Source organism: Pseudomonas sp. Irchel 3H9, from assembly GCF_900187495.1.
Lineage (GTDB): Bacteria > Pseudomonadota > Gammaproteobacteria > Pseudomonadales > Pseudomonadaceae > Aquipseudomonas > Aquipseudomonas sivasensis.
In genome coordinates, this window is record NZ_FYDK01000006.1 from 159,862 (window position 1) to 177,424 (window position 17,563).

At 59.7% G+C, this 17,563-nt stretch carries 18 protein-coding genes; 9 read left to right on the plus strand and 9 right to left on the minus strand.

Annotated features, from left to right (window positions below):
• Positions 1-32: 32 nt before the first annotated feature.
• Complete coding sequence (locus CKW32_RS21410; protein ID WP_032885836.1) at positions 33-251, plus strand: DUF2970 domain-containing protein; 219 nt, start codon at positions 33-35, stop codon at positions 249-251.
• On the opposite strand, the gene CKW32_RS21415 is transcribed toward CKW32_RS21410, so the two are convergent.
• Complete coding sequence (locus CKW32_RS21415) at positions 248-1,315, minus strand: ABC transporter substrate-binding protein (protein WP_095185927.1); 1,068 nt, start codon at positions 1,313-1,315, stop codon at positions 248-250. The genes CKW32_RS21410 and CKW32_RS21415 overlap by 4 nt on opposite strands.
• A gap of 422 nt (positions 1,316-1,737) precedes the next feature.
• On the opposite strand from CKW32_RS21415, the gene CKW32_RS21420 reads away from it, so the two are divergent.
• Positions 1,738-3,396 (plus strand): nitrite/sulfite reductase, encoded by a 1,659-nt coding sequence (locus tag CKW32_RS21420; RefSeq protein WP_095185928.1) that lies wholly within the window; start codon positions 1,738-1,740, stop codon positions 3,394-3,396.
• Entirely contained in the window at positions 3,380-3,874 is a 495-nt protein-coding gene (locus CKW32_RS21425; RefSeq protein WP_032885833.1) for a DUF934 domain-containing protein, read from the plus strand. Before CKW32_RS21420 ends, CKW32_RS21425 begins: the two co-directional genes overlap by 17 nt.
• 41 nt (positions 3,875-3,915) lie before the next feature.
• Here CKW32_RS21425 and CKW32_RS21430 read toward each other — a convergent pair whose 3' ends face one another.
• The gene (locus CKW32_RS21430) at positions 3,916-4,320 is read right to left on the minus strand and encodes a MerR family transcriptional regulator (RefSeq protein WP_095185929.1); all 405 of its coding nucleotides are present in this window, start codon (positions 4,318-4,320) and stop codon (positions 3,916-3,918) included.
• Between the two features lie 71 nt (positions 4,321-4,391).
• Between CKW32_RS21430 and CKW32_RS21435 the strand changes: the two genes are divergently transcribed.
• Both CKW32_RS21435 and poxB read left to right on the plus strand, forming a co-directional pair.
• The gene (locus CKW32_RS21435) at positions 4,392-5,624 is read left to right on the plus strand and encodes an NADH:flavin oxidoreductase/NADH oxidase family protein (protein WP_095185930.1); all 1,233 of its coding nucleotides are present in this window, start codon (positions 4,392-4,394) and stop codon (positions 5,622-5,624) included.
• Positions 5,625-5,702: 78 nt separating this feature from the next.
• Positions 5,703-7,427 carry a ubiquinone-dependent pyruvate dehydrogenase gene (gene poxB, locus CKW32_RS21440; RefSeq protein WP_032885830.1) on the plus strand — a complete coding sequence of 575 codons (1,725 nt, stop codon included), beginning with the start codon at positions 5,703-5,705 and terminating at the stop codon, positions 7,425-7,427.
• A gap of 54 nt (positions 7,428-7,481) precedes the next feature.
• Here poxB and CKW32_RS21445 read toward each other — a convergent pair whose 3' ends face one another.
• Positions 7,482-8,039 carry an NADPH-dependent FMN reductase gene (locus tag CKW32_RS21445; protein ID WP_032885829.1) on the minus strand — a complete coding sequence of 186 codons (558 nt, stop codon included), beginning with the start codon at positions 8,037-8,039 and terminating at the stop codon, positions 7,482-7,484.
• A gap of 228 nt (positions 8,040-8,267) precedes the next feature.
• Here CKW32_RS21445 and CKW32_RS21450 point away from each other — a divergent pair, with 228 nt between their 5' ends.
• Positions 8,268-8,504, plus strand: coding sequence for a hypothetical protein (locus CKW32_RS21450; protein WP_032885828.1), 237 nt, complete (start codon positions 8,268-8,270; stop codon positions 8,502-8,504).
• Between the two features lie 61 nt (positions 8,505-8,565).
• Here CKW32_RS21450 and CKW32_RS21455 read toward each other — a convergent pair whose 3' ends face one another.
• A complete protein-coding gene (locus tag CKW32_RS21455; protein ID WP_095186028.1) occupies positions 8,566-8,904 on the minus strand; it encodes a hypothetical protein in 339 nt (112 codons plus the stop codon).
• 180 nt (positions 8,905-9,084) lie between these two features.
• Between CKW32_RS21455 and CKW32_RS21460 the strand changes: the two genes are divergently transcribed.
• Positions 9,085-9,978, plus strand: a complete 894-nt coding sequence (locus CKW32_RS21460) for a LysR substrate-binding domain-containing protein (protein ID WP_095185931.1) — start codon at positions 9,085-9,087, stop codon at positions 9,976-9,978.
• Here the strand turns inward: CKW32_RS21460 and CKW32_RS21465 are convergent.
• The 5 genes from CKW32_RS21465 to CKW32_RS21485 all read right to left on the minus strand — a co-directional run bounded on the left by CKW32_RS21465 (position 9,975) and on the right by CKW32_RS21485 (position 15,093).
• The gene (locus CKW32_RS21465; protein ID WP_032885825.1) at positions 9,975-10,544 is read right to left on the minus strand and encodes a GNAT family N-acetyltransferase; all 570 of its coding nucleotides are present in this window, start codon (positions 10,542-10,544) and stop codon (positions 9,975-9,977) included. The genes CKW32_RS21460 and CKW32_RS21465 overlap by 4 nt on opposite strands.
• Positions 10,545-10,564: 20 nt before the next feature.
• Positions 10,565-12,820 (minus strand): Orn/Lys/Arg decarboxylase N-terminal domain-containing protein, encoded by a 2,256-nt coding sequence (locus CKW32_RS21470; protein WP_032885824.1) that lies wholly within the window; start codon positions 12,818-12,820, stop codon positions 10,565-10,567.
• Positions 12,821-13,022: 202 nt separating this feature from the next.
• The gene (gene dnaQ / locus CKW32_RS21475) at positions 13,023-13,763 is read right to left on the minus strand and encodes a DNA polymerase III subunit epsilon (protein WP_163033241.1); all 741 of its coding nucleotides are present in this window, start codon (positions 13,761-13,763) and stop codon (positions 13,023-13,025) included.
• A 73-nt stretch (positions 13,764-13,836) separates the two neighbouring features.
• Positions 13,837-14,289: a ribonuclease HI gene (gene rnhA, locus CKW32_RS21480; protein WP_017738572.1), complete on the minus strand. Its 453-nt coding sequence runs from the start codon at positions 14,287-14,289 to the stop codon at positions 13,837-13,839.
• A 45-nt stretch (positions 14,290-14,334) separates the two neighbouring features.
• On the minus strand, positions 14,335-15,093 hold the full coding sequence (locus tag CKW32_RS21485) for a class I SAM-dependent methyltransferase (protein WP_032885822.1): 759 nt from the start codon (positions 15,091-15,093) through the stop codon (positions 14,335-14,337).
• Between the two features lie 65 nt (positions 15,094-15,158).
• Here CKW32_RS21485 and gloB point away from each other — a divergent pair, with 65 nt between their 5' ends.
• Positions 15,159-15,926: a hydroxyacylglutathione hydrolase gene (gene gloB, locus CKW32_RS21490; RefSeq protein ID WP_095185932.1), complete on the plus strand. Its 768-nt coding sequence runs from the start codon at positions 15,159-15,161 to the stop codon at positions 15,924-15,926.
• Positions 15,927-16,024: 98 nt separating this feature from the next.
• Complete coding sequence (locus CKW32_RS21495) at positions 16,025-17,434, plus strand: lytic transglycosylase domain-containing protein (RefSeq protein WP_032885820.1); 1,410 nt, start codon at positions 16,025-16,027, stop codon at positions 17,432-17,434.
• The last annotated feature ends 129 nt before the right edge of the window (positions 17,435-17,563 follow it).

The window sequence follows — 17,563 nt, forward strand, 5'->3', positions numbered from 1 at the left end:
CTATCCCTCACACACCTTGTGTCGAGGGACGTATGGACGATCCAGCCAACTACAAGCCCCCTACCTTCTGGCAGATGCTCCACAGTGTGGTGGCCGCTGCGTTTGGCGTGCAGAGCGGCAAGAATCGGGCCCGCGACTTCACCCATGGCAAGCCCAGCCACTTTGTGATCCTGGGCATCCTGTTTACGGCGGTGTTTGCCTTGACCTTGTTTGGAATCGTCAAGCTGGTGCTGCACCTGGCCGGCGTCTAGCGCAGCAACAGACGTAGGCTGAATGGGTAGCGATAGGACTCGGGCTTGCCCTGGGCCGACAGCACGCGAAAATTCACCGACGGTGTCGGCCCCAACAAACGCAGCGCCTGGCCGGCATCGATCAATTGGAACAACGTCAACTGCCGGTCGCGCCCGCCGTATGCGCCAATGTCCAGGCCCTTGGCATCATCATGAACCAACACCATGGCCCAGCCGCCGACAGTGAAATGCCCGGCGACCAGGGACGACAAGCGTCCGTCCAGTCGAGCCTGCAAAATCTCCGGCGAGCTGTTGACCGCGCTGAACAGCACGTCCTTACCCGGTAATCGCCCGCTGGCCTGCAGCGCCTGCATGGCGCCCAGCGCCATCTGATCGTTGGCCGACCACACCAGCGCCGTATGCGGGTAGCGCTTGAACAGTTGCGTCGCTTGCTCGAAGGCGCGCTCGCGGCTCCATTCACCGTAGACCAACTGACGCAGGCGCACCTCGGGATGTTCGGCCAGCGCCCGACGCATGCCCCGCTCACGCAATTGCGCGCCCGGCGTGGTCTTGACGCCGGAAAAGGCCAACAGGTCGAGGGATTGACCGGGCGCAACCGGTCCGTGCTGGCGCAGCAAGTCGCGGAGCATCAGGTAGCCAGCCTCTTCATCGTCAGCGACCAGGCTGCCGATCAAACGGATGCCACTGCGGGTTCCCAGCAAATGCATTTGGTCGGGGGTCAGCGCGCTGTTCACCAACAGCAGCTTGACGCCACTGCCCTCGGCCATGCGCAGGATCTGCGGTGCAACGTATTGCTCATTCACCAGCACCAGGTAATCAGGTCGCTGGTTACCTTGCAGCACCTCACGCGCCTGAAGCAGCGTATTGTCGGGATTACGCTCGCCATAACGCACACGCAATTCCAGGCCGAGGTCCTTGGCGGCGGCCTGCATGAATTGCGTGTAGCTGACCCAGAAGGTTTCCGTCGACACGCCCGGATTGAGAAAGACCACCGACGTTGCATGAGCCATCACTCCATACGTCGATCCCAGCAACCAGACACACGTAATCAACACCTTCAACATAGATGCCTGAGCCTCGAAAATAGGCCGCCATGATAGTAGCAATGCCCAAACCAATCGAGGTTCGATCAACCACCTTTATTGGTGGCTTACCCAAAACACGGCAGTTCCCACCACCAGAATAATCAAGAACAGAATGGCCCACGCATCCACGGTACTGTCGGGTTTACGGGCTTTTGTCGGATTGCTCATCGCATCGCCTCTTGTCGGTTTTATAGGTGATTGCACTAAGACTCGCTCACAGTAAAGTTGATGATTGCCCGCATGACAAATGTGGATATCGCGATAACTGTTCTCATTAGTCATTTTGGTTATTTGCATATACTCAAACATCACTTTTGCGCATAAACGCAAACTGGTATCGTGCGCCGGCTCCGTTGGGAGTGCGCGGCCGTGCGCGCAGATTTGCCGAGAACAGGACCTATATGTACGTATACGACGAATACGATCAGCGCATCATCGAGGACCGCGTCAAGCAGTTCCGTGATCAGACCCGACGCTACTTAGCAGGTGAACTGAGCGAAGAAGAGTTCCGCCCTCTGCGCCTGCAAAATGGCCTTTATGTTCAGCGCTTTGCGCCGATGCTGCGGGTGGCCGTGCCCTATGGCCAACTGACTTCGCGCCAGATGCGCATGATGGCCAAGATTGCCCGCGACTTCGACAAAGGCTATGCCCACATCAGTACCCGCCAGAACGTACAGTTCAACTGGCCGGCGCTGGAAGATGTGCCGGACATCCTCGCCGAGCTGGCCACCGTGCAGATGCACGCCATTCAGACCAGCGGTAACTGCCTGCGCAACGTGACCACCGACCAATTCGCCGGTGTTGCCGCCGATGAGTTGATTGACCCACGCCCATGGTGCGAAATCGTCCGTCAATGGACTACCTTCCACCCAGAGTTCGCCTACCTGCCGCGCAAGTTCAAGATCGCCGTCAACGGCTCGACCTCGGACCGCGCGGCCATCGAAGTCCACGACATCGGCCTGGAGCCGGTCTACAACGCCGCTGGCGAGCTGGGCTTCCGTGTGCTGGTGGGTGGCGGCCTGGGCCGTACCCCGGTAGTTGGCGCGTTTATCAACGAGTTCCTGCCGTGGCAAGACTTGTTGAGCTACCTCGACGCCATCCTGCGTGTCTACAACCGCTATGGCCGTCGTGACAACAAGTACAAGGCCCGGATCAAGATCCTGGTCAAGGCGCTGACCCCTGAGGTATTCGCCCAGAAAGTCGATGCCGAGATGGAACACCTGCGCGGCGGCCAGACCACCCTGACCGAAGCCGAAGTGCACCGCGTCGCCAAGCACTTCGTCGACCCCGAGTACAAGGCCCTGAGCAATCAGGACACCGAACTCGCCGCACTCGACCAGCAGCACCCGGGCTTCGCCCGCTGGCGTACGCGCAACACCCTGGCGCACAAAAAGCCGGGCTATGTGGCCGTAACCCTGTCGCTCAAGCCTACCGGTGTTGCCCCAGGTGATATCACCGACAAGCAGCTGGACGCCGTTGCCGACCTGGCCGACCGTTACAGCTTCGGTCAACTGCGCACCTCCCACGAGCAGAACATCATTCTCGCGGATGTGGAGCAAAGCCAACTGTTCACCCTGTGGGGCGAACTGCGCGAAGGCGGTTTCGCCACGCCGAACATTGGCCTGCTGACCGACATCATCTGCTGCCCAGGCGGTGATTTCTGCTCCCTGGCCAACGCCAAGTCGATCCCGATTGCCGAATCGATCCAGCGCCGTTTCGACGACCTGGACTACCTGTTCGACATCGGCGAGCTGGACCTGAACATTTCCGGTTGCATGAACGCCTGTGGTCACCACCACGTCGGCCACATCGGCATCCTGGGCGTGGACAAGAAAGGCGAAGAATTCTACCAAGTGTCCCTGGGTGGCAGCGCCAGCCGCGATGCGAGCCTGGGCAAGATCCTCGGCCCGTCCTTCGCCCAGGAAGCCATGCCCGAGGTGATCGGCAAACTGATCGATGTGTACATCGAACAGCGCACCGAAGATGAGCGTTTCATCGACACCTACCAGCGCATCGGCATTGACCTGTTCAAGGAGCGCGTCTATGCAGCGAATCATTAAGAACAACGAAGTCCTCGACGAAACCTGGCACCTGCTGCCCAAGGACGCGAGCTTCGACGGCATTTCCAACTGCGACGACCTGATCGTGCCGCTGGCCCTGTGGCGCGAGCATGGCCACGCGCTCAAGGCCCGCGACGGCGGCCTGGGTGTGTGGCTGGACGCCGATGAAGAAGCCGAAGAGATCGGTCCTGACGTGGAACACTTCCAGGTCATCGCCCTGAATTTCCCGGCCTTCACCGACGGTCGCAACTACTCCAACGCACGCTTGCTGCGTGACCGTTATGGTTACAAAGGTGAGCTGCGGGCGATCGGCGATGTGCTGCGCGACCAGTTGTTCTACCTGCGCCGTTGCGGGTTCGATGCCTTCGCGCTGCGCGCAGACAAAGACCCGTACGAAGCATTGGAAAGCCTCAAGGACTTCTCGGTGACGTACCAGGCTGCAACCGATGAGCCGTTGCCGCTGTTTCGCCGGCGTTAAGTCTGCGGACATGAAAAAGCCCTGGCATGCCAGGGCTTTTTTTATGGTTGAAGTTTTATCGACGCCAGCACCTGCTTCTGCCCCATGGAGCATGGCACGCCTTCCGGCTGCGCCCGCACGGCCTCGATCACGCCCAGCAACTGCGCTTTGCTGTGGGCCAATTGCGCTTGCATCACTTCGATCTGTGCCACTTTGCGCTCCAGGGCCTCGATCAACTCGTCGCGCTTGTGCTCTCCAGGCGCAGGCATCAGCGCCTTGAGTTCCTGCAAGGTAAACCCGGCCTGCTGCGCACTCTGAATCAATTGCAGGGTCTGCAAGGCCTCAGGTGCATAACGCCGGTATCCGTTGGACTGGCGTCCGACCTGACTGATCAACCCTTCGCTCTCGTAAAAACGAATGCGTGAAGCGGACAGACCGCTCTGTTTTGCCAGCTCACCAATATTCATCACAACGCCTGCTTGACATTAAAGTTAACTTTAAGCTTAGCCTGAGCCCTCCCCCGCTCAGGAGTCAACTCATGTCACCTTTTGAAGCCCTGCAACTGCCCAACGGCCAAATCATCGCCAATCGCATCGCCAAGGCTGCGATGGAAGAGAACATGGCCGATATCAACCAAGCGCCGTCCCGCGAATTGAAGCAGTTGTACAAGGCCTGGGCAGACGGCGAACCCGGCCTGCTGCTGACCGGCAATGTGATGATCGACCGCCACGCCATGACCGGCCCCGGCGGCGTGGCCCTGGAAAACGAAGAGCACCTGGACAGCTTTCGCGAATGGGCCGATGTAGCCCGTAACAAGGGCGTGCACTTCTGGATGCAGCTCAGCCATCCAGGGCGCCAGACCATGGCCAATCTCGGGCAACAAGCCTTGGCACCGTCTGCCATTGCGCTGGACCTGGGCAGCTTTTCCAAGATGTTCGCCACACCAAAAGCGATGACCGAAGACGATATTCAGGACGTGATCCGGCGCTTCGCAACCAGCGCACGCCTGGCCGAGAAAGCTGGCTTTACCGGGGTGCAGATCCACGGCGCCCACGGCTATTTGCTGAGTCAATTTCTCTCGCCCTTGAGCAACCACCGCAGCGACCGTTGGGGCGGCTCGCTGGAAAATCGCGCGCGCCTGTTGCTGGAAGTGATTCACGCCGTGCGCGCCAGTGTCAGCTCGTCGTTTTGCGTGGCGGTCAAACTCAACTCGGCGGATTTCCAGCGTGGCGGCTTCGATGAAACCGATGCGCGCGCGGTGGTCGAAATGCTCAACCCGTTGCCCATCGACTTGTTGGAATTGTCCGGTGGCAGCTACGAGGCGCCCGCCATGCAAGGCGAAGCGCGGGATGGTCGCACCCTGGCCCGTGAGGCGTATTTCCTAGAATTTGCCGCAGAAATGGCCAGCGTCGCCACCATGCCCGTGATGGTCACCGGTGGCATTCGCCGACTGCCTATCGTGAAGCAGGTACTGGACAGCGGCGTCGCCATGGCCGGTATCGCCACCGCCCTGACCCTGGAACCACAATTGATCAAGCATTGGCGCGAAGGACGCGACCTCAACCCGCAACTCAAACCGATCGATTGGAAGCGCAAGCCCCTGGCCTCACTCGCTACGCTCGCCGTGGTGCGCGGACAGATGCGCCGCCTCAGTCGTGGTCGTTTGCCCAACCCCAAGGTTATCCCCTGGCTGGCCCTGGCGTGTGACCAATGGTTTATCGCTCGGCGCACTCGGCAGTACCGTGCGGCCATGACGCAATCTTCACATTAAAGACGGAGCATTCGCCGTGATCGAGCTGTCCCCTATTGATCAGCAGTTTTTTAACCTCACTGACGATTGGAGTGCTTCATGGCGAAAATCAACCTGGCCCAGCAACTGGCGACCACCCTTGAACAGGCGGGCATCAAGCGCATTTGGGGCCTGACCGGCGACAGCCTCAACGGCCTCACCGACGCCTTACGCACCATGGACAGCATTGAGTGGATGCATGTGCGCCACGAAGAAGTCGCCGCGTTTGCCGCCGGTGCCGAAGCAGCAGCCACCGGCGAGTTGACGGTGTGCGCAGGCAGCTGCGGGCCGGGCAATCTGCACTTGATCAATGGTCTGTTCGACTGCCATCGCAACCATGTGCCAGTGCTGGCGATTGCCGCGCAGATTCCGTCTTCGGAAATTGGCTTGAACTACTTCCAGGAGACCCATCCCCAGGAACTGTTCAAGGAATGCAGCCACTTCATCGAGCTAGTCACCAACCCCGCGCAGATGCCCCAAGTGCTGCACCGCGCCATGCGCTCGGCGATCCTCAATCGCGGCGTAGCAGTGGTGGTGATTCCGGGGGATGTGTCGCTGCTGGAAGTCGAAGACACCCTCAAGCCCTGGCCGGCCCTGCACGCGCCACGCACACTGCCTGCGGAGGCCGATCTGCTGCACTTGAGCGAGATCCTCAAGGACAGTGAAAAAGTCACGCTGCTGTGTGGCAGCGGCTGTGCGGGCGCCCATGCGCAAGTGGTGGCCCTGGCCGATACGCTGGGTGCGCCGGTGGTGCACGCCCTGCGCGGCAAAGAACATGTGGAATGGGACAACCCGTTTGATGTGGGCATGACTGGCCTGATCGGCTTCAGCTCCGGTTACCACGCCATGCTCGACTGCGACACGCTGATCATGCTCGGCACGGACTTTCCATATCGCCAGTTCTACCCTACGGACGCAAAAATCATCCAGGTCGACCGCAACCCACAGGCATTGGGTCGTCGCGCTACCTTGGACTTGGGCATCGCCGCAGATGTGGGCGAAACCATCGACGCCCTCCTTCCGCGCTTGACCCGCAAGACGGATCGCAGCTTCCTTGAGACTTCATTGAAGCATTACGTGAAAGCCCGCCAGGGGCTCGATGACCTTGCACAACCTTCAAAAGCCAACCGGCCGATCCATCCGCAATACGTCGCGCGATTGCTCAGTGAGCTGGCCGACGATGATGCGATCTTTACCGCCGATGTCGGTTCGCCCACGGTCTGGGCGGCGCGCTACCTGAAGATGAACGGTAAACGCCGCCTGATCGGCTCGTTCAACCACGGCTCCATGGCCAACGCCATGCCCCAGGCCATTGGCGCGCAGGCAGCATTCCCGGGGCGGCAAGTGATTTCGATGTCCGGCGATGGCGGGTTCGCCATGTTGATGGGGGATTTCATCTCGCTGGCGCAGCTGAAGTTGCCGGTGAAAGTCATCGTGTTTGATAACTCGTCACTGGGGTTCGTCGCCATGGAGATGAAGGCGGCGGGTTATCTGGACGCGGGCACCGAACTGAAAAACCCGGATTTCGCGGCGATGTCCAATGCCATGGGTATCCTCGGCATTCGTGTGGAGCAGTCCGAAGACCTGGAGCCGGCCCTGCGCCGCGCCCTGGCCCACGATGGCCCGGTGCTGGTGGACGTGGTGACTGCCACCCAGGAACTGGTGATGCCACCGAGCATCAAGCTGGAACAGGCCAAGGGGTTTAGCTTGTACATGCTCAAGGCGGTGATGAGTGGGCGTGGCGATGAGGTAATCGAGCTGGCGCGGACCAACTGGCTGCGCTGATCTAAGCATGTGGGAGGGGGCAACCCCCTTCCCACGCTTTACGCTATTGCCAACTCAAGCCGTTTGTTTTTCTACCCACTGGCCGTAGGCATCGATAAACGCCTGCAAAAACGGCTTGGTCTTTTCCGACACTTTGCCCGACTCATCAAACACACTGCCCGCCCCACCCAGGTAGGCTTCGGGCTGCTGCATGCACCATACATCCAGGAACACCAGGGACTGACGCAGATGGTGGTTGGCGCCAAAGCCTCCGATAGCACCAGGCGACACACTGATGATCGCACCCGGCTTGCCGCTCCAGGCGCTTTGCCCATAAGGACGGGAACCCACATCAATCGCGTTCTTCAACGGGGCCGGCACCGAGCGGTTGTATTCCGGGGTCACGAACAGCACCGCGTCGGATGAACTCACCTGTTTGCGGAAAGTACTGTAGGCTGCCGGCGGTGAATCAGCGTCGATGTCTTCGTTGTAGAGCGGCAAATCGCCAATTTCGACGATGTTCAACTTCAGATTGGCTGGGGCCAGTTCGGCCAATGCCAACGCGACCTTGCGGTTGATCGACTGTTTTCTCAAGCTGCCAACCAGGACGGCAATCGTGTAGACCTTGCTCATTGAGGTTTTCCCGATGTCTGACTAAAGGAGCTTGTAGTTATAGAGGCTTCACGACAGGTTCACCAGAAGGTTTTGAGAATCCTCCAGACGTTTGCCTCGCACCTCTCTGCGTAGGAGGCGTCGTAAAATCCCAGCGAATAGTATTTTTTTTCCGTAGGCAAACTACCCCTCTTTATTACGGTCTACAGAACCGCAAATCGAGTGTTTATCTCCAGAGGTTCTAAACAGATGGCAGCAGTACTTGTCGGACAGTTCCATGCCAGAGACGCGGAAGGCCGCGTTTATTCCGTGCATGAGTTCCAGGAATCCAACCCGGCGCAAGGCGACCTGGCTGGCTCGGCGCCCACCACAACCTACAAGCTGGCCATTGGCGACCGTGTAGAAAAACTGGAAGGCGATGAGTTCAAACTGATCCAGTCGGGCATCATTATTGTCCGCGAATCGCAAACCACCCTCGCTTCATAAGATCTCGCCTTGATGACCTGCTCAGTCCTGGCCATTGCTGGCGTTGACTGGGCTGGGGTGATCAGGGGCTGCGGATTTCCGTCACTTCGATGCCCTGCTCGCCTTGCTTGAGCGTCACCAGCAAGTGCCCCCGCTCCCCTTCCACGGCGTACATCGAGCGCGTGTAGCCCGACGTGTTGTACGCGGGATACGCCTCCACCTGCCTGATCAAGGTCACCCCCAACACCGCCCCCACTTGTTCGCCGACCTGCTCCTGGGCACGGATAAACGCTTCGAGCGCCGGGCTTTCCGGTGTGTTGTTGTCGTGATTATTGAAGAGATAAGCCGCCGCGCACCCCACGGTCACCAGAACCATGAGTTGCTTGGCCGTTACCCCGAAGAACATCGAGGGAATAGGCATTCGAGACCAGACCTGTTTTTGTTGTAGTGCCGGTACCCGGCTTTGGTCGTTGATGATCAGACGAGCCATTTTAGTAAGGTCGTGGCTGAACGCCAGTGGCATAGGCGACTTGCACCGTCTTTTTTGCGCACGACCGCTTGCACCATTGAAACCCCACCACACTGCACATAGACTCCGGCCATGCGTTTACGTCATATCGAAGTGATTCAGGCCATCTTGCAGACCGGACACCTCGGCACGGCCGCCGAATGGTTGCAACTCCCTGTGGGCGATGTGGACGCGGCGCTGAAGGAAGCCGAGCAGCAACTGGGCTTTATGCTGTTTGCCAGCGTGCGCGGGCGCTTGCAGGCAACACGGGAAACCCTCGAACTGCAGGCAGAAATCGCCCATATATACGAAGCGCTGGAACCGGTGCAACGCCTGGCCAGCCGTTTGAAACACCATCACGCCCCGCCCTTGCGTGCGCTCTGTACCCCGCCCCTGGCCAATCAACTGCTGCCGCAAAGTATCGCGGTGCTGCGTCGACGCTTTCAGGACACCCCGTGCAACCTATCGAGCCAGCCCACAAGGGAGATCGTCAGGAGCCTGTTGCTGCATGAGGCCGATGTCGGCTTGAGCCTGCATGACCCGGAACACCCGCAAATCGTCAGCACCGTGCTGGCTCAAGGCAAACTGCAGTTGCTCGCGCCCCACGGCTGGCTCAAGCCCAAGCAGAAGTACATTGCACTACAGGACCTGGCCGGCCAGTCGATGATCGGGTTGGAGGGGCAAGACCCGCTCAGCCGCCTGCTGGACGCCAAGCTGCAAGCCCTACGGCCGCTTCCGGTGGTGCAGACGCGGGTGCAGACCTACCAGATGATGCGCAGCATGGTAGAAGCGGGAGAAGGCTTGGCGATTGTCGACCCCTTCACTGCGTTTGGCGCGCAAGAGGCCGGACTGGATGCGTGCCCGGTGTCGCCGCCGATGATGGTCAGCCTGTACGCGCTGACCCTCAAGGATGGCGTGGGCTCTCCAGCGATGAATGCATTGCTGGAGATTGTCACGCAGAAGGCTGAAAGCCTGCTGCTGAGTTAAGCCTTGTCGACTTCGGCCTTGAACAGCCGATACCAGAAAATCGCCACTTCGCGAGTTTGCGGGTCAATGCCGCGATAGCGCAGGTGGTCGATCCCGCCCATCACATAGCCGCATCGCTCATAGAGGCGGCAGGCGCCGAGGTTGTTGTTTTGGGTTTCGAGCATCATGCCCGGCAGGTTTTTCTTGCGGCTCCAGAACTGCGCTACATCCAGCAAGGCCTTGGCTACACCGTGCCGCCGCGCCGGCAAGACCACCGCCAGTTCATCCACATGGGCAAAGCCATTCCAGTTGGTGCTGACCACGACATGTCCCACCGGTCGATCGTCCAGATAGGCCATGAAGATCGCACTGTCTGGGGCATCGCGGAAACTGGCGAACTCCTCAGGATCAATCCCATAACATTTGCGGTACGGCAGGATACGCTCCAGCGGCCATTGATCGACGCGCTTGCCCATCTCCGGCACGCTGTAGGCGCTGACCTCGAAACTGAAGTCATTGCCCCACACGTAGGCATCAAAACCTTCGTCGGCGACTCGCACACTGAGCCCTGGATACTTCGGGTTCATTACAGCTTGCATAAACATCCTTAACCCTTGATGCAGTCGACGGTGTAACAACGACCACTGCCGTCATCTTCGTGTTGTAACCCGTGAACATCGGCAAAAAAACCGGGAAAACTGCTATCGAACGTACGGGCAAATGCCAGGTAGTCGATGATCGAGCGGGTGCTCTCGGTAAAGCGCTCGCCGGGCATGATCAACGGAATGCCAGGCGGATACGGCACCAGCATCACGGCTGCGACGCGTCCTGGCAAGGCATCAATAGACACTGCTTCCACTTCACCCCTTACCAATTGGTCGTAGGCGTGCGCCGGTTTCATCGCAATCTCCGGCAGTACGGTGTACATGCGCTTGAGGTGTTTGGCGGTGGCGTTGCTGCGGTAACAGCTGTGCAATTGGTCGCACAGGTCGCGCAAACCCAGGCCCTGATAACGCGCCGGCCCTTGGGCAAACACCGAGGGCAAACAACTGGCCAGGCTGACATTCGCGTCGTAGCTGCGTTTGAATTCCAACAACTCGGTGAGCAACGTACTCCATTTGCCTTTGGTGATGCCCATGGAAAACAACACGAGGAAGGAATACAACCCGGTCTTCTCCACCACCAACCCGCGCTCCCAGAGGAACTTACTGACCACAGCGGCAGGGATCCCACAATCGCTCAAGGCGCCGCCGGCATTGAGACCGGGCATGACCAGCGTCACTTTGATCGGGTCCAACAACACATAATCTTCGGCCACATCCCCAAAGCCATGCCAGTCATCCTGCGGCTGCAACAGCCAGTCCTCCGTCGCGACGCGGTCGATGCCCGCCACCGACGGCGGCTGCCAGATCGAGAACCACCAATCTTCAGCGGCGATATGCTGGCGGAGGTTAGCCAGCGCGCGGCGAAAACTCAGGGCTTCGTCGAACATTTCCTGGAGCAACGAACGCCCGGCAGGGCCTTCCATCATCGCCGAAGCCACGTCCAGCGACGCGATGATGCTGTACTGAGGCGAGGTGGAGATGTGCATCATGAACGCTTCGTTGAAACGGTCACGGTCCAACTGACGGGCGCCGCCGTCCTGTACATGGATCATCGAGGCCTGGCTGAACGCGGCCAACAACTTGTGAGTGGAGTGAGTGGTGAACACCAGTGGGCTGTCCGGAGTGCGCGAGGTGCCCATGCCATAGCGCCCGGCAAAGAATTCGTGGAACGCCGCGTAGGCGTACCAGGCTTCGTCAAAGTGCAGCACCTCGACGCTGTTGCCCAATTGCTGCTTGATCAGCTCGGCGTTGTAGCACAGGCCGTCATAGGTGGAGTTGGTGACCACGGCCAACTTCACTTTCGCTGGCCGGCCACGGGTCAACGGGCTGGCGTCGATCTTGGCGCGGATCGACTCGGGGCTGAATTCACTCAGAGGGATCGGACCGATAATGCCCAGCTCGTTGCGCTCCGGGCACAGGTACAGCGGGATCGCGCCAGTCATGATGATCGAGTGCAATACCGACTTGTGGCAGTTGCGGTCCACCAGCACCAAATCATCGCGGGCGACCATCGAGTGCCAGACAATCTTGTTGGCGGTGGAAGTGCCGTTGATCACGAAGAAGGTGTGGTCAGCGCCAAAATTACGGGCAGCACGAGCCTCTGCTTCGGCCAGGGGGCCAGTGTGGTCCAGCAGCGAGCCCAATTCGGGGACAGAGACCGACAAATCCGAACGCAGGGTGTTTTCCCCAAAGAACTGATGAAATGCCTGCCCCACCGGGCTTTTGCGGTAGGCCACGCCACCGCCATGGCCGGGGGTGTGCCAGGAATAATTTGAATCAGCGGTGTGCTGCACCAAGGCCTTGAAGAACGGCGGCAAAAGGCCATCCAGGTAGGTGCGCGCAGCGCGGGCCACTTGCCGGGCCAGGAATGGCACGGTGTCTTCGAATAGATAAAGGATGCCACGCAGTTGATTGAGCTCGCTCATGGCATCGGCCGGGGCGTTTTCCAGGGTGACTTGCTCGCCCAAGGCAAAGATCGGCAGGTTCGGTGCCCGTACCCGCGCCAAGCGAATCAGCTCAACCATGTTTTGCAGCAGATGGGTATTTTCGCCAGCGCCTTCGGCGGCGATCAACATGCAGGCCAAGCCGTGATGGGTAGACGCCACTAGCCGACCTTCGGCGTAGTCCACGGCGGAAAAAACACTGAAGCCCTCTTGTTCCAACTCCCTGGCGATGCCGCGGACCCGGTCGCCGGCAACGGTGTCGGCCTTGATGTCGCGGTGCACGATAAGGATAGGGAACTTCAGGTCTTTGTACATGAGGGCGTGGGAGTCCTGAGGGCTATGCACTCAGGGTAGAAGCTGGGAAGCGATGACGCGAATGAAGATTTTGAAAGCTATGCAGATCAACTGTGGGAGGTGGCTTTCTCCCGATCACGGTGTGTCAGCTAATAGTTGATTGGCTGATCCACCGCTATCGGGGGCGAGCCCCCTCGCACAGGTTGATCGGACCCACGCAGGGCTATTGTTGTGTCAACTGGGTCCACAGCGCCGGCGCGCCCGCCGACTTGGCAATCGCTTCCAGGCGTTGCGCATGCTCGACCATGTCCTGCTCGCTGGCGCGGAGAATGGTGGTCGGCTTGCGATCTGCCGGCAGGCGCCGGATTTCCGAAGGACGATTGCCCGAACCTTCCGCAGAGCCGCTGCCATCGGAAGCATTGCCGGCCAGGGACAGGCTGGTCTGCCCGCCGGTCATGGTCAGGTAGACGTCGGCGAGAATCTCGGAGTCGAGCAAGGCGCCGTGGAGTTCTCGGCCGGAGTTGTCGACGCCGTACCGCTTGCACAACGCATCCAGGCTGTTGCGCTGGCCAGGGTGACGCTCCCTGGCCATCATCAAGGTGTCGAGGATCGAGCAGTGCTGGGAAATATCCGCGCGATCCGTCTGCCCCATGAGGGCAAATTCGTTGTTGATGAAGCCGACGTCGAACGCCGCGTTATGGATGATCAACTGGGCGCCGTTGATGAATTCGAAGAACTCATCGGCCACCTCGGCAAAACGCGGTTTGCCCTTGAGGAACTCGTCGGTGATGCCGTGGACGCCGATGGCGCCTTCGTCACTGTCGCGATCCGGTTGCAGGTAGACGTGGAAGTGACGCCCGGTGAGGCGCCGACCCATGAGTTCGACACAGCCGATTTCAATGATCCGGTGGCCGTCAGTCACCGGCATGCCGGTGGTTTCGGTATCGAGTACAACAGATCGGATGGCCATCAGGGTTCAGCTCTCAACGGGGTGGTGGTGTGCGTCAAAGGGCGGGATGTTAACACGTCAGACGGCATCAGCTTTGCTTGTAGCCCCGCACTTCATCCACGCCACGGTTGGCCAACTGGTCGGCACGCTCGTTGCCGGGGTGGCCGATGTGACCACGTACCCACTTCCAAGTGATGTCATGGCGATTGCATTGCTCATCGAGCAGTTGCCATAGGTCGGCATTCTTGACCGGTTCTTTGGCGGCGGTCTTCCAACCGCGCTTTTTCCAGTTGACCATCCACTCGTTGATGCCCTTCATCACGTACTGCGAGTCGGTCACCAGCAGTACGTTGCAACGGCGCTTGAGTTCTTCAAGGCCGCGAATCGCGCCCATCAATTCCATGCGGTTGTTGGTGGTGTTGGCTTCGCCGCCCCACAGTTCCTTCTCGACGCCCTTGCACACCAGCAACGCGCCCCAGCCGCCGGGGCCTGGGTTGCCCTTGCAGGCGCCATCGGTGAAGAGTTCTACGGTATCGGTCATCGGTTACATCCATCAAAACAGGCGGGATCTGAAATCAAAAAGGTTTTACGGTTCGCTTTGCTTGCGATTGACCTTGGCCATGGGCATCGGCACCAGCTTGCCCATGGGCTGGCGGGGCACCTGGCGCACTGGCCGCAGCCCGACCACAATCTTGCGCGCTACTAATAAATAGAAGCCGCCGCCCGACAGTTGCCAGGCACCCGCGCGGCGTTCCCAGCCGGCCAGGCGCGCCTGCCACTTGGTCGAGGCAAGCGGCGGACGATAGCACCCGAAGCGGCGTTTCTCCAGCGCGAAGCCCAGCAGGTTCAACCAGTCCGCCACCCGCGACGGCGAGATGCAGCGCGCCTGGCGAAGGCCATCATGAGCGAACACATGGCGCAGCCCCCAACTGCTCCAGGGGTTGATACCAACAATCAGCAAATGGCCACCAGGGCGCACGCTGCTCGCCGCCTCGCGCAGCAACCCGTGAGGCGACAGGCAGAAATCCAGGCCATGCTGCAACACCACCACATCGGCAGCGTGCTCGCTCAACGGCCAGGCCTGTTCCTCACAAACGATCTCCACGCCCGGCAACGGCGCACCCAGGCGCACATTGCGCTGCACCTGCGGCGCAGACGGCGGCGTCTGTGCCGAGGGACCGTAATGCACGAGGTAGCCACCAAAGAAACGACCCAACTCGTCTTCGAGCATGCGCCGTTCTTCATCCAGCAAAAATTGCCCGATGGGCCCGGACAGCCATTCGCGGGCCGCGCCGATCAGGGCCAGCCACTCAGGATCGGCCTGGGCGAACGCTTTATCAGTCATTGCATTCTCCAACTCGCCTAGACGTTCTAAGATGCACCAATGTGTTCAGCTTGGCGAATCGAAGAATGATACAGATCAGTGCTCTGCCCGCCTTCACCGATAACTACATATGGTTGCTACAGGACCCGCATACCCAACGTTGCGCGGTGGTCGATCCCGGCGATGCCGCGCCGGTACTGGCCTGGCTTACGCAACATCCGGAGTGGACCCTGAGCGACATCCTGATCACCCACCATCACCATGATCACGTGGGTGGCGTCGAGCAACTCAAGCGAGTGACCGATGCCAAGGTCTACGGACCGGCCAACGAGCAGATCCCGGCGCGGGACGTCGCCCTGCAGGATAACGATCGCATCAACGTGCTCGGCTGGGACTTTGACATCTATACCGTGCCAGGCCACACCCTCGGCCACATCGCCTTCTATCACCAGGGCGCGCTGTTCTGTGGCGACACCCTGTTCGCCGCTGGCTGCGGCCGCCTGTTCGAAGGCACGCCGGAGCAGATGCACACTTCCCTTGAGCGCCTGGCCGCACTGCCCGCCGACACGCTGGTGTACTGCACCCACGAATACACACAAAGTAACCTCAAGTTCGCCCAGGCAGTGGAACCGGACAACGCCGATATCGCCGAACGGGTGGAAATCGTCCGCCAACTCCGGGCCCGTGGTGAGATAACACTGCCCTCCAACCTGGCATTGGAAAAACGCACCAACCCTTTTCTGCGTACTTCTGAAACATCCGTTAAACAAAAAGCGGACGAACGGAATGGCCGCGACAACCGCTCTGGGGCCGAGGTGTTTGCTAGCTTGAGGGCTTGGAAAGATAAGTTCTAAGACGATGCAATCTGATACGTAATTTCTGAATGGTTGACCGGAACCAAAGTGCTTTCTAGAATCGCCCGACATTTTTGCCCGGAACTTACTTCCAGCCAATGTCGTCATCTATTCGTAAATCCAACCATTCAGACGCATTGACCCGCCTGGCTCAAGCTGTGGCGGTGGCTGTGTCCGCAACGCTGGCGGGCTGCCAATCGACCAATTTCACTGCACAATCCACCGTGCAACCCAAGCCCAACCTTACCGCCAAAATCAAACAGAAACCCGTCATCTGGCTTTCAGAAAAGCCTGCTCCCGAAGTACCGCAGGATGTCTGGGAACGCATGCGACGGGGCTTTCAATTGCAGGACAACGTTGGCGTCAACCCGCGCATCGAGCAACAGCGCCTGTGGTTCGCCAGCAACCCGTCCTTCCTGGAGAACGCCGGCGAACGCGGCAGTCTCTACATTCATTACATCGTCGAACGCCTTGAAGAACGCAACATGCCCCTGGAGCTGGCGCTGCTGCCAGTGATCGAAAGTGCCTACAACCCAATGGCCTATTCGCGCAGCGATGCCGTCGGCTTGTGGCAGTTCATCCCCTCCACCGGGCGCTACTTCAACCTGCGCCAGACCCGCGCCTATGATGGCCGCCGCGACATTACCGCCTCCACCACTGCCGCCCTGGACTACCTGACCCGTCTGCACGACATGTTCAACGGCGACTGGCTGCTGGCGCTGGCAGCCTATAACGCCGGCGAAGGCACGGTGAGCCGGGCGATCGAGCGCAACGAGAAGCTCGGTCTGCCCACCGACTACTGGAACCTGCCCCTGCCCCAGGAAACCAAGGATTACGTGCCCAAGTTCCTGGCGCTGTCCCAGGTGGTGCTGGCCCCTGAGGCCTACGGCGTAAACCTGAACCCGATTGCCAACACGCCTTACTTCGAAGTGGTAGAAGTCAAACAGAGCATGGACCTGTCACGGGTCGCTGCGCTGGCTGAAATCGATGAAGACGAGCTGTTCCAGCTCAACCCGGCCCTCAAACAACGCACCACCCTGGATGGCCCACAGCATCTGTTGGTACCGAGTTCCAAGGCGCAGTTGCTGACCAGCACCCTTTCGACGATGAAGCCTGAAGAATTACTGGCGATGCGCCCGAAGAAACAGGTCTTCGACGAAGTTGAGACCGCACGGGTTGCCGGCCGCAGCCGAAGCTACAAGGTGCGCAGCGGCGACAACCTCACGCTGATCGCCAAGGCCAACAAGGTCGATGTGCATGACCTGCAACGCTGGAACAAGCTTAACGGCCAGGCCCTCAAGGTTGGTCAGACCCTGGTGATGCAGGACACCCGCCGCGCAGTAGCCAGCAGCAAGAAGCCGGTGCAGTACAAGGTCAAGAAAGGCGACTCGCTGTACATCGTCGCCAAGCGTTTCAACGTCGAGATGCAACATCTCAAGCGTTGGAACCCGCGTACTGGCCAGGCGTTGAAGCCGGGGCAGATGCTGGTAGTTTCCGGGCCGCGCTAAGGCTTTCAGAACACTGTAGAACCAATGTAGGAGGGGGCTTGCCCCCGATATCGGTGGATCAGCCAATGAATCTGGTGGCTGACAAACTGCTATCGGGGGCAAGCCCCCTCCTACACTGAATCTCCAGTG